The sequence below is a fragment of the Shewanella electrodiphila genome, assembly GCF_023283985.1.
GTDB lineage: Bacteria > Pseudomonadota > Gammaproteobacteria > Enterobacterales > Shewanellaceae > Shewanella > Shewanella electrodiphila.
This window is the reverse complement of record NZ_JAKIKU010000014.1, coordinates 66677-79631: the sequence shown is the minus strand read 5'-3', so window position 1 is coordinate 79631 and position 12955 is coordinate 66677. Positions and strand designations below refer to the sequence as shown.

At 41.7% G+C, this 12955-nt stretch carries 12 protein-coding genes; 6 read left to right on the top strand and 6 right to left on the bottom strand.

Annotated elements, in window-relative coordinates; translation table 11 throughout:
* Positions 1-603: 603 nt before the first annotated feature.
* Positions 604-2484 carry a DNA helicase RecQ gene (gene recQ, locus L2737_RS19375; RefSeq protein WP_248956818.1) on the bottom strand — a complete coding sequence of 627 codons (1881 nt, stop codon included), beginning with the start codon at positions 2482-2484 and terminating at the stop codon, positions 604-606.
* Between the two features lie 468 nt (positions 2485-2952).
* Between recQ and L2737_RS19365 the strand changes: the two genes are divergently transcribed.
* Positions 2953-3417, top strand: coding sequence for a thioesterase family protein (locus L2737_RS19365; RefSeq protein ID WP_102526836.1), 465 nt, complete (start codon positions 2953-2955; stop codon positions 3415-3417).
* Positions 3418-3591: 174 nt separating this feature from the next.
* Positions 3592-4488, top strand: a complete 897-nt coding sequence (gene rarD / locus L2737_RS19360) for an EamA family transporter RarD (RefSeq protein ID WP_248956817.1) — start codon at positions 3592-3594, stop codon at positions 4486-4488.
* 2 nt (positions 4489-4490) lie between these two features.
* On the opposite strand, the gene L2737_RS19355 is transcribed toward rarD, so the two are convergent.
* The 5 genes from L2737_RS19355 to radC form a co-directional block, all read right to left on the bottom strand.
* Positions 4491-5012, bottom strand: a complete 522-nt coding sequence (locus L2737_RS19355; RefSeq protein WP_248956816.1) for a PH domain-containing protein — start codon at positions 5010-5012, stop codon at positions 4491-4493.
* A gap of 116 nt (positions 5013-5128) precedes the next feature.
* Positions 5129-6448, bottom strand: a complete 1320-nt coding sequence (argA, locus tag L2737_RS19350) for an amino-acid N-acetyltransferase (RefSeq protein WP_102526872.1) — start codon at positions 6446-6448, stop codon at positions 5129-5131.
* Positions 6449-7072: 624 nt separating this feature from the next.
* Complete coding sequence (rpmG, locus tag L2737_RS19345) at positions 7073-7246, bottom strand: 50S ribosomal protein L33 (protein WP_011494790.1); 174 nt, start codon at positions 7244-7246, stop codon at positions 7073-7075.
* A gap of 6 nt (positions 7247-7252) precedes the next feature.
* A complete protein-coding gene (gene rpmB, locus L2737_RS19340; RefSeq protein ID WP_055025225.1) occupies positions 7253-7489 on the bottom strand; it encodes a 50S ribosomal protein L28 in 237 nt (78 codons plus the stop codon).
* Between the two features lie 122 nt (positions 7490-7611).
* On the bottom strand, positions 7612-8289 hold the full coding sequence (gene radC / locus L2737_RS19335) for a RadC family protein (RefSeq protein WP_248956815.1): 678 nt from the start codon (positions 8287-8289) through the stop codon (positions 7612-7614).
* A 182-nt stretch (positions 8290-8471) separates the two neighbouring features.
* On the opposite strand from radC, the gene coaBC reads away from it, so the two are divergent.
* From coaBC to L2737_RS19315, 4 genes are all read left to right on the top strand, one after another.
* Positions 8472-9665: a bifunctional phosphopantothenoylcysteine decarboxylase/phosphopantothenate--cysteine ligase CoaBC gene (coaBC, locus tag L2737_RS19330; protein WP_229370480.1), complete on the top strand. Its 1194-nt coding sequence runs from the start codon at positions 8472-8474 to the stop codon at positions 9663-9665.
* Entirely contained in the window at positions 9662-10120 is a 459-nt protein-coding gene (dut, locus tag L2737_RS19325; RefSeq protein WP_102526831.1) for a dUTP diphosphatase, read from the top strand. Before coaBC ends, dut begins: the two co-directional genes overlap by 4 nt.
* 34 nt (positions 10121-10154) lie before the next feature.
* On the top strand, positions 10155-10748 hold the full coding sequence (slmA, locus tag L2737_RS19320) for a nucleoid occlusion factor SlmA (RefSeq protein ID WP_102526830.1): 594 nt from the start codon (positions 10155-10157) through the stop codon (positions 10746-10748).
* A gap of 164 nt (positions 10749-10912) precedes the next feature.
* Positions 10913-12877 carry an alpha/beta hydrolase family protein gene (locus L2737_RS19315; RefSeq protein ID WP_248956814.1) on the top strand — a complete coding sequence of 655 codons (1965 nt, stop codon included), beginning with the start codon at positions 10913-10915 and terminating at the stop codon, positions 12875-12877.
* The last annotated feature ends 78 nt before the right edge of the window (positions 12878-12955 follow it).

Here is a 12955-nt window from a genome sequence, read left to right as displayed (position 1 = left end):
GTTAGCGCGGGGTTTGTGAATGCCAGTAAACTTATTTAGCAAGTAACACAAAGGACTCCGCGCAAATATTGCGTAAGAGAAGAAGGAGACCTAGGAGAATGTTACCACTATAAATATTCATTAAAGTTAACTAATTATTCTTAAATTAAATTTTTCTATACCCACTTTTTAACGTGACCAGCCTGCTGTGTCAACCCCAATTTATTCATCTTTTTACCATTGGTTAAGAGAATACCTTAGGTTTGCTTAGCATAAATGGAGTTAAACCAATCTTTTTGAACACAACAACTAAGCGTAAAGCTTGATATACAGTGATTTAAGCATTTATTTTCACTCAGTTTTACATTGAAAAACAACCAAGTTAGCAACGGATAAAACTTGCATAAAAAAATTGAACAAGCATCCATCATTTTGATTATATAAAATATGAAATAAACTTAATCTGATTGCTATTACTGTAAGTCACAAGAAAGAATTTTTAGAAGTGAGTATCGTTCGAGAATTAAAACATTGGTTCAGGAGTGACAACGAGGCCTTTAGTGTTCATTAAAGGGTTCATTTTATGGAAGGACATTAGCAAAGGCACCATAAAAGGCGAAAGGACTAGTTCTCAATCAGGTATTGACTGATTTCATCTAAAAACGCATTACCGAAACGGCTTAATTTACGTTCACCGACACCATTGACCGCCAACATCTCGCCAGCACTGGTCGGCACCATGGCCGACATTTCGGCTAAGGTTGCGTCATTAAATACCAAGTAAGGTGGCACATCATGTTCTTCAGCTAACTCACGACGCAGTAACTTAAGACGAGCAAACAATTTGCGATCATATTGTTGTGGTGCACGTGATGAACTCGAACGGCGCTTGGTGGTCACTAACTGAATACGTGGCTCAGCTAGCTGCAAAGTCACATCGCCTCTTAATACTGGTCTTGCTGACTCGTTTAACTTAACCGATGAACCTCGAGTGATATCTTGGCTAGCCAGCCCACGATGAATGAGCTGACGAGTTACCGATAACCAATATTCATGACTATGCTCTTTGCCAATGCCCCAAGTCGATAACTTATTATGACCTCGGTCCATCACATTAGCGGCTTTTGAGCCGCGCAGTACATCAATCACCTGATTAACACCAAAGTGTTGATTAAGCCTAAAGATACAAGAAAGGACTTTCTTTGCATCTTCAGTACCGTCATAGCGCTTTGGCGGATCAATACAAACGTCACAGTTACCACAAGGCTTATCTGCGCTTTCGTCAAAGTAATGCAGTAACACTTGGCGACGACAAGTTTGCGCTTCAGCAAAAGCCGCCATGGTATTCATTTTATGAAACTCAACATCTTGCTGTGGCCCTGGCTCTGATTGCTCAATCAGATGTTTTACTCGGCCAATATCTGCCGGATCAAACAACATATACGCTTCAGCATCTAAGCCATCACGCCCCGCACGGCCGGTTTCTTGATAGTAAGATTCAACACTTTTGGGAATATCGTAATGCACCACAAAGCGAACATTGGACTTGTTAATCCCCATACCAAACGCAACCGTTGCGACCACTATGTCAATTTTGTCTTTTAAAAACTTATCCTGAATATCAATGCGCTCTTCTTGAGTCATGCCCGCATGATATGCCGCAGCACTGAAACCTTGCAGTTTTAGCCTGTCAGCGACTTCGTCGACTCGGCGACGACTACTGCAGTAAATAATGCCATTACTGCCTTTTTGCAATTGTAAAAATTGCTTAAGTTGATTGGCAGCATTGAGTTTTTCAACCACGGTATATCGAATATTCGGTCTATCAAAGCTCGATAAAAGACAAAACGGCTGAATTTGTAGGCGCTGACAAATGCTGTCTCGGGTCGCTTGATCTGCGGTGGCCGTTAGTGCCATCAAAGGAATATAAGGAAATATCTGTTTTAACTGCCCAAGTGCGGCGTACTCAGGTCTAAAGTCATGTCCCCACTGGCTGATACAATGCGCTTCATCAATAGCAAATAATGACACATTGAGTTCATGTAAGCGCTCGATAAAGTCAGGTCTTAATAAACGCTCTGGAGAGACATAGAGTAATTTAATTTCGCCTTGATGCAGCCGACGTAAAATAGCCACGGTTTCATCGCGCGGAAGAGAAGAGTTCAAATAAGCGGCTGCAACGCCCGATTGCGTTAAGCTATCAACTTGATCTTTCATCAAGGAAATCAAAGGAGAAACAACAACAGTTAAACCCGGAAGAATTAATGCTGGCAGCTGGTAGCACATACTCTTGCCGCCACCCGTAGGCATAATCACCAAGGTGTCTTGCCCACTTAATGTCTGCTCAATAATCTCCCGTTGCCCTTCGCGAAAATCACGGTAACCAAAAATTTGTTGTAACTGATGCCCAAGCACATCCTGCGACTCTTGTTGAGAATCGGCGGGGGCAATGTCGATTTGATCTATCGCTTGGCTTGAGCTTGAACTGGAAATAGGGCTATCCATCTATTGGGCTGCAGATAAGAAGCATCATTTTAAAGCACTGCAGTGCAGATGTCTCGACTCAATATGATTAAGCCAGCTTTAACTGCTCAAATATGCATCATTGATTTTATAAAGCTAATTAAGTTAGATTAAATACTCTAGGGTCTATTGATCTTTCAAGGTTGTTTTTACAGCGAGTTGTTGGCCATTCTATGCATCAAGGTCGCAAGGCAGAGACTTTGTAGTGTAGTTATTCTACATAATAAGTCGATACCGCAGTAAAAATAACCAACAAACGCTGCCCGAAGGGTTCGACTAAAAGCGTTTTACTCTTTGTTGGATAAATTTTGCTTAGATGACTAGGCATCAATTCATCCGCCTCGATTAAAACGCTTTTATTTCGAACAAAATTCAACCAGAAAAGTTCAATAGACCCTAGCTAATTAAAAGCATGTTTTTACAGATAAAATAACAATAAAAAGGCTATCTATGACCACGGAAGTTCAATTAAATGCCCTAAAACAAGTGGCTGAAATTTTTGATAAGCATGTGCCATTTCATAATCTTTTAGGATTAGACATTAAACGCTACGACACTGAAGGTGTTGAGGTTGTCATTCGAATGAAGCCTGAACTCATCGGCAATATACATCAAAATATTCTCCATGGCGGTGTCACAGCCACCTTGCTCGATGTGGTTGGCGGGTTAACCGCATTTGCTGGGTTAGTTTCAAGTCGAGAAGATTGGACAATAGAGCAATTAGAAAAACGCTTAACCACCTTAGGTACCATCGATATGCGTGTAGATTTTTTACGCCCTGGTCGCGGTGAAGTATTCACAGGCACAGGTTGTGTTATTCGCTCAGGAAACCGCGTTTCAGTATGCCGTATGGAGCTGCATAACGAAGAAGGCACCCATTTAGCATTTGGCACGGGCACTTATATGGTCGGCTAATGTGATGGTTTAATATAAGGAACTAGGCGCTAATATGATGAACTTGGGTAATATTGCACTAGTTCATCACGTACCTGAGAGACATCATGAAATAAATGATTACGCTAATAACTTGAGTGATCATCCCGAGCAACCTACAATCGCCCTTTCTTTATTTCCGCGCAGTTGGTTTCCATGCAAGATCTTGAACACCGTAAAGGCATTGCCCTTGCCATTTGTGCCTATTTCCTTTGGGGAATTGCGCCGCTTTATTTTAAATTATTAAGCGATGTGTCTGCATTTGAAACTTTGGCTCACCGAGTGGTGTGGTCATTTTTCTTTATCATTATCTTAATGCAGTTTATCGGTGGATTCTCGCGCCTGAAACTCGTTCTGAAACAGCCCAAACAACTGCTGGTGTTAACCGTAACCTCGGTACTGATTGCTGTTAACTGGCTGATTTTCATTTGGGCGATAAATAATGACCACATGCTAGATGCCAGTTTAGGCTATTTTATTAACCCATTATTCAATGTGTTACTTGGCATGGTGTTCTTATCTGAGCGACTTAGAAAACTGCAATGGGTGGCAGTGGCACTTGCCAGTATTGGAGTGCTGATCCAACTTATTTCGTTTGGTTCAATTCCGCTGGTATCACTGGCTTTAGCCTGTTCTTTTGGTTTTTATGGCTTATTGCGTAAAAAGGTCAACATTGATGCAAAAACCGGTTTGCTGGTTGAAACTGCGATTTTGTTGCCTGTGGCGTTCGGCTATTTAATGCTGACATTAGATACGGCAACAGCAAACATCTTTACCAATGATCTGACGATGAACTTAACCCTTATCGCAGCCGGTATTGTCACCACAGTGCCACTCCTGTGTTTTGCAGGGGCTGCGATGCGTATTCCATTATCCATGCTGGGCTTCTTCCAATATATCGGCCCAAGTATCATGTTTGTGCTGGCGATATTTTTATACAACGAACCCTTTGATATTGAAAAAGGCATTACCTTCGGCTTTATTTGGAGTGCACTGCTGATCTTTACCACTGACATGGCACTGCAACGCAGACGACGTTTAAAGCAGACTTAATCTTAATCTAGCAACGCAGTGATGCTAGCCATTGCTGCTTGCGAATTTTCCACTGACAATAATAGCGAATAACCTTTGTCAGTTGGCACAAGCAGCACACCTTCATTAGTTGTTACCGACACTAAGGCTTTATCGCCGTTTTTAAGCGTAAACCAACCCAAAGAATACCCTGTTAAGCCTAGCCCGTTAGTTCGTCTACTAGGGGTGAATTGAGGCGCTTGTGATAGGTTTATTAACTGCGCTTGCTGCCAATCCACCTCGTCCGCCTCAAAGTGTTGACCATATAATGGAATATTCACCTCAACAGCACCCGACTGACTTACCGATACCCTTGCCTGGCTCGATTGATACATGGTGACCGAAAACAAAGCGAAAACTGCAATAATAATCCCTAAGCTTGAATAAAATGCCGCACTCGGCAATTTTTTTACTTTGAGCAGTATCGTTAACAGCACTAAGCCAATTAACAAGCCAATAAAATTCGCCATGGCATTACTAGAGAGTCCTGCAAGTTCAATATTCATTATTCTTCCAAAGGCTTATAAGTGCTAATAGCGAGCTGATAGTTTTGCCCAGCATAACAAAAATGCCACCCATGTATGACCATGAAGTGGCATTTATTACGTCAAATTTGTTAGGTTTATAAATCTAACGCTAAAATTTTTGATTTACGCTGAAAGTTATAAAGCTGTTTTTTCACATTCGGCAAAGCATCAACTTCAACGATATTAAAGCCATGTTCTAAGAACCAATGAATACTACGCGTGGTTAATGCAAATAAGCGTGAATAACCGCGCACTCTCGCCTGACCAATAATGTTATTCAATAACACGCTGCCACGATCCGCATCACGATAATCAGGATGCACCACTAAACATGCAAACTCACCGGCATTGTCTTCTTCAAAAGGATACAAAGCCGCACAACCAATCACTAAACTGTCACGCTCAATCAGCATGAACTGTTCAATTTCCATTTCAAGTTGCTCACGTGAACGACGTACTAAAATGCCTTGTTCTTCTAATGGGCGGATTAAATCCAGCACCCCACCGATATCGCCAATGTTGGCCCGTCTTAAACGTTCAGCACTTTCAGTAACAATCTGGGTACCAATACCTTCACGAGAGAACAGCTCTTGCAGTAAGGTACCATCTTCAAGATAACTGACTAAGTGGCAACGCGGGACGCCGTTTCTGCAAGCATCAATACTGGCTTTTAAAAATGCCATAGTCCCCACACAAGCTTGTCCAGCTTGGTTCATCTCATCCCAAATGGTTTGCGCACCATTTGGCATCAGCTCAGCAATCACTTCACCTGCTTGATCTAAAATACCGTGAGTGCTACTAAAGCCGATAATCTTGTCTGCTTTCAATTTTATCGCAACTTTGGTGGCAACCTCTTCCGCTGTTAAGTTAAAGCACTCACCAGTCACTGAGACCGCCATAGGGCCCATCAACACAATACAGTTGTTATTCAACTGACGCTCAAGTCCTTGAGTATCAATACGACGGACTTTACCCGTTAGGCAAAAATCAACACCATCATCGATACCTAGAGGCTGTGCGATAACAAAATTGCCACTGACTAAGTTAATTTGCGCATTTTGCATCGGCGTATTGCCAAGGCTCATTGATAACCTTGCAGTAATATCAAACTGCACCGCACCTGCGACTTGTTTAATGACCTTTAGCGAGTCTTCATCAGTAATACGAACGCCGTTGTGATAACTAGGTTCAATGTTTGCATCATGAAGCGCTGCATCAATCTGCGGCCTAGCGCCATACACCAGTACCACTTTAATGCCTAATGAATGCAGCAGCGCAACATCGTTTAAAATACTGCGGAACTGGTTATGTAATAGCGCTTCACCGCCTAACATGACAACAAAGGTTTTACCCCTATGTACGTTGACATACGGCGCAGAATGACGGAAGCCATCAACAAGTTCTGTGGTTCTCAAAGGCACATTAACCCCTAACAAGTAAACTAATCGGTTTCATTAGCGAATTCGCCAACAATATAATTAATCAATAATATTGCATTTAAATTCACTTTAAAAGCATTATATTGGTCTAGCTAAGACTTTTTATTCTTTTATGAGTGAATACTTATTGATTACGGCTAACAATTTACTGCTCAATCATCTCCACTCTATTCAAACAAGTCGCATTTGCTTTGTTTAAACACATCAACAATAGCAACAGAATAAGGCGACCATTCGTCAGTGTTAACACATTTTTGCACACACTATTCAAACGAAGGACACACAGTATGATTTATGACTCTACTTCAACCTGTACGCTGCTAGGTCATTTTAATCAGGCTATTGTGGTGAAACAGAAGACATCAGCCACTAAATCGGCAGCCTAGTCCCATAAGATGACAGAATGACTACCAAACTTGGATTAGTAAATTCAACGGCTGTAAAGATATCTTGCTAGTTTTAAAGGTGAGTTTCAGTGACGCTGACTAAAGTTTTGATAAAGCGAGAGCGTACTTATACAAATAAAAGCTAGGGCTGGTTAACTGAAAAAAGGCCAAAAAAAAGCCCCAATAAAGGGGCTTTTTAAAAGATGCGAATCAATTACTTGATTTTAGCTTCTTTGTACATAACGTGCTGACGAATAACTGGATCAAATTTCTTGATTTCCATTTTTTCAGGCATGTTACGCTTATTTTTTTCAGTAGTGTAGAAGTGACCAGTTTTAGCACTAGATACTAATTTGATCTTCTCACGATTACCTTTAGATTTAGCCATTTTCTATTATACCTTCTCGCCGCGGGCACGAAGTTCTTTAACTACAACTTCAATACCTTTTTTGTCGATGATACGGATACCTTTAGTAGATACACGTAGTTGCACGAAGCGTTTTTCTTCTTCTAACCAAAAACGGTGGTTTTGTAGGTTAGGTAAAAAACGACGACGAGTCGAATTTTTAGCGTGCGAACGGTTGTTACCAACCATAGGCTTCTTGCCAGTAACTTGGCATACTCTTGACATGTCAATCTTCTCCAAAAACAATTTTAAAACGCTCGAGCATTTATGTGCCTCGTGTGGCCGTCGCCCGAGGCACAAAGAGGGCGCATTTTATACACGATAACAAAACTAAGATCAAGCATTGTTTATAATATCCACCCGCGTTCAGCGAAGGATACTATCTCTTGATCGCCTACAACCATATGATCTAATAGAGAAACATCGATAGTTGAGAGGGCTTTTTTTAATCTGTCAGTAATTTGCCGATCTGCCTGACTTGGCTCTGCAATGCCAGACGGGTGATTGTGACACACTATGACTGCCGCAGCCTTTTTCTCCAGCACTAAGCTCACCACTTCACGTGGATAAACTGATGCCGAATTAATCGTTCCGCGGAATAATTCTACGAACTGAATCACTCTATGTTGGCTATCCAACAATAATAATGCGAACACTTCATAGGATCGGTCTGCTAATTGTCTCATTAAATAGTCCCGAGTTAAATCAGGATTTATTAAAATTTGCCCTCGATGCATATTTTCTTCAAAAATTCGCTTCGAAATCTCGGATGCAGCCTGTAATTGAGCATATTTTACTGGCCCAATACCCGCCAATTTGCACACTTGTGATTTTGGCGCTGCAAATAATGGCCTTAATCCACCAAACTGGCTGATCATCCCTCGGGCCAAATCAACCGCATTATGTCCCGCTAACCCATTACGCAGTAATACCGCCAATAACTCTGCATCAGATAAATGCCCCGCGCCGTGCTTTAATAGTTTATCTCTCGGTCCTTCTCCCTCTGGCCAATCTTTAATTGCCATAAACACTCCCTTGTTTATTGCTTCTATAATCTAGGTTAACGAGTTAACTCTTTTCTTTACGACCTTTTATGGCCACTTGCGACTAAAGAGTATGGTCTAAATTTTTAAATTCGGATCATCCCCCATTAATCGGATTGTGATATCGTAGCGGCAATAAAGTGAATAGCAGGATTAAGCACAACATGCTGACAAATAAAAATGTCCTATTAGGAATTGGTGGCGGTATTGCAGCGTACAAAAGCGCTGATTTAATTCGTCGTCTTAAAGAGCGCGGCGCTGATGTCCGTGTGGTCATGAGCCAAAGCGCAATGGAGTTTATTACTCCACTGACGATTCAAGCCTTGTCAGGCCATCCTGTAGCCTCTGATTTACTTGATCCAGCAGCTGAAGCAGCAATGGGGCACATTGAGCTAGCACGTTGGGCTGACGTCGTAATTGTCGCACCAGCAACCGCCAACCTCATTGCCCGCATTAATGCAGGCATGGCAGATGAGCTGTTAACCACAACCTGCTTAGCCACTGAAGCACCTGTAATTGTATGCCCTGCGATGAATCAACAGATGTATCGCAATCAAGCCACTCAAGAAAACCTTGCTAATGTCGCTCGCAAAGGCATCACAGTTTGGGGCCCTGCAAGTGGCGATCAAGCTTGTGGTGAAGTCGGCCCTGGCCGTATGCAAGAACCACTAGCGATTGCCGAACAATTAGTGCAGTTCTTTGGCCCTAAACCGTTAACCGGACATAAACTCTTGTTAACAGCTGGCCCAACCCGCGAGCCTATTGACCCTGTGCGTTATATTTCAAACCATAGTTCTGGAAAAATGGGCTTCGCATTAGCCACTGCAGCCACCCAAATGGGCGCTGAAGTCACTTTAGTGACAGGACCGGTTAACTTAGCCACCCCGCTAGGTGTGACAAGAATTAATGTTGAATCAGCACAAGATATGCTTGATGCCGTGATGGATAATGTCGATAACCAAGATATTTTTATCGGTTGCGCTGCAGTCGCAGATTATCGAATCGCAGAAGTGGCCGAGTCAAAAATTAAAAAGTCATCAGAGAATATGCAGCTTGCGCTTGTGCGCAACCCTGATATCTTAGCCAGCGTTTCTGCGCTGACTAAACGACCTTTTACTGTAGGTTTCGCAGCAGAGACCGATAACGTAGAAGAATATGCCCGCGGAAAGCTTGAACGTAAAAAGTTGGACTTAATTGCCGCTAACGACGTATCAATAGCAGGTCTTGGATTTAATGCCGACGCCAATGCATTACATGTTTTTTGGCAAGACGGTAGTCAACAACTGCCTGCAACCGATAAACTGACGTTGGCAAAACAATTACTTACTCTGATAGCGACAAAAATAAAAACATCATGAAAACACCTGTAGAACTCAAATTACTCGACTCACGTATCGGCAGTGAGTTCCCATTACCAAGCTATGCCACACCGGGCAGCGCTGGCATGGACCTACGCGCCATGATTGATACCACCATGGTGATTGAGCCTGGTAAGACAGTATTAATCCCTACAGGGGTTGCAGTGCATGTGGCAGATCCAAGCTTAGCGGCTGTCATTTTACCGCGCTCAGGGTTAGGCCATAAGCACGGCATCGTGTTAGGTAACTTAGTCGGCTTAATTGATTCAGATTACCAAGGCCCCTTAATGGTTTCTTGCTGGAACCGCAGTGATAAGCCATTTACCTTAGAAATCGGAGACCGATTAGCACAGCTCGTTTTTGTCCCCGTAGTACAAGCACAATTTACCTTAGTCGATGAGTTTGATACCTCAGATCGTGGTGAAGGCGGATTTGGTCACTCAGGTACCAAGTAACCTTTACAAGTAGTCACAAGCCTAGGAATAACAAATGGCGGCTAGCCCAAAAATAAATCGTCGTGAGCACATTTTACAATGTCTTGCGCACATGCTGGAAACCAGCCCTGGCCAACGGATAACCACAGCTAAATTAGCCGCGGAAGTTGGTGTTTCTGAAGCGGCGCTTTATCGCCACTTCCCAAGTAAAGCAAGAATGTTTGAAGGTCTAATAGAATTCATCGAAGATGCAATTTTGTCTCGACTTAATATCATCATGGATGAAGAAAAGGACACCATGAAACGCTGTGAGTTAGTCTTGCAGTTACTGTTGGTTTTTTCAGAACGTAACCCGGGTATTTCACGGGTACTGAATGGCGATGCGCTATTAGGTGAAAATGAACGTTTACGTAGCCGTGTCAGCGGGTTATTTGCCAAAATTGAAACACAAATCAAGCAAATATTACGTGAGAAAACACTACGCGAAGGCCATGGTTTTAACTTAGACGAAGCCATTTTAGCCAATCTACTTTTAGCTATCGCAGAAGGCAGAATCGCTCAGTTCGTGCGCAGTGAGTTTAAGCAAAAGCCGACAGAACACTTCGATGAACAGTGGCAGTTTGTGCAGCAGCAATTGTTACGTAGCTAAGCTAGTACTCTCAATAAATACTTCTCCATTTTTACGCACTTCGGTGCGTTTTTCATGTCTGAATAATTGTATTCACTGTTCGAGTATCGTACTTTATGATGACAAAATATAACTGATCGATAGAAGTCGATAAATTCTTCATATAAAAATACACAAGGATGTTTATGAAATACACTGCTGTTCTTGCCAGTTGTTTACTGGCTTTAGCTCCCTCATTTGTTAATGCTGCTTCGTTATCCCACTCTGCTCTCTTTAGTCGAGGCGCAGAATATGCAAACGTAAAAATCTCTCCAGAGGGGGATTACCTCAGCGCCTTAACCACCCATGACGGTAAAAAAACATTAATTATTTTAGAAACTGAAACTAAGAAAATGATTAATGCGATTAACTTTCCTGGTAATGCTGAAGTCGGGAATTATGAATGGGTTAACGAAGAAAGAATCGTATTACAAAAAGTTTACCTAAAAGGCTGGAGTGATGTTCCCCAGTATTATGGTGAGCTCATGGCTGTTAATGCTGACGGCTCAAAAGGAAAATATTTATTTGGCTTTAATAGCGGTGAACAGCAAACTGGTTCTCATATTAAAAAAAATACAGCCATTAGAGCCACAGCATACATTTTAGACCCCTTACCTGAAAATGATAAGTTTATGCTCGTCAATGCTATCCCTTGGGGCAGTGCGGCCACATTGGGGCGTGATAGCTTACAACATGTTTACAAAGTGAACGTAAAATCTGGCGTAAGAAGAAAAGTCACTACATCACCCATTGGTAACGCTAACTTTCTAACAGACAATGAAGGCGAGGTTAAATTCGTCGCAGGCTTGAACAACAAAAACCAGTTACAAACTTTCTATAGAAAAGATGGCGATTGGATTAATACTAATGATCTTAATATTGGTTTAACAGACTTTAATCCCATTTCATTTGCCGATAAAGCAAATACCATTTATGCCGCTGCGCGGGAAAATAATCAAACTGCAAGTATTTATAAAATTGACTTAGTCACTGGCCAGAAAGAAAAAGTCATTAATGATGAAAATGTTGATCCAAGTAACTTTTGGATCAACAAGCAGTCTAAACAGCTGTATGCAGTAGAGTATGAAAATGGCTATCCAACATACGCCTTCGTTGATCAACAAGATGAACATACCAAATTACTGAAGCAACTTATTGCATCACTCCCAGGGCATCAAGTTCAAATTATCAGTGAAACAACTAATGCTAAATTATTCGTAATCAAAGCTTTTAACGATAGAAATCCTGGTGATTACTACCTCTTTGATGCTGAAAAAGTCACATTGGACTATCTCGCGTCTGAAAAAAGCTGGTTAGACCCTGATGCCATGGCTGAAGTAAAACCAATAAGCTTCACTAGCCGTGATGGAAAAATTATTTCTGGTTATCTCACTTTACCTGAAGGCAAAGAGGCTAAGAATTTACCGCTTGTTGTTAATCCACATGGCGGACCACATTACATTCGTGACTGGTGGTCTTTCAATCCACAAAATCAATTACTTGCCAGTCAAGGAATAGCAGTATTACAAGTCAACTTTCGTGGTTCTGGTGGTTATGGCGAACAGTTCCAACAAGACGGTTATCAAAAATGGGGCGCTGATATTCAATACGACATCATTGATGGAACCAAGTATGTCATTGAGCAAGGTTTTGCTGATAAGGATAGAGTTTGTATTGTGGGCGGCAGTTTTGGCGGCTACAGCGCCCTTCAAAGTGCCATAATTGAGCCTGATTTATTCAAATGTGCCATCGGCTTTGCTGGTGTATACGATTTAGAAATGATGTTTAACGAAGGTGATATAAAGCAAACAAGAAGCGGCACCAGTTATTTAAAACAAGTGCTTGGTGAAAACCCACAGCAACTCAAAGCGATGTCCCCTGCTTTCAATACCGATAAGCTCAAAGCCAGCTTATTACTTGTGCATGGTGGTAATGATGAACGAGCGCCGATTGAGCAATTAGAATCGTTAGAAAAAGGCTTAAAGCAGCACCAATACCCTTATGAAAAGCTCATTATGGATGATGAGGGTCATGGCTTTTATAACGATGAACATAGAGCAAAATATTACGATAAAATGTTGAGTTTCTTGAAAGATAATTTAAAACTATAAATCTTAACCATTTCACCAAAGCCGATACTTGACTAAAAAGGTCGGCTTTTTTTATTTCAATAATATTAATTTGACTCA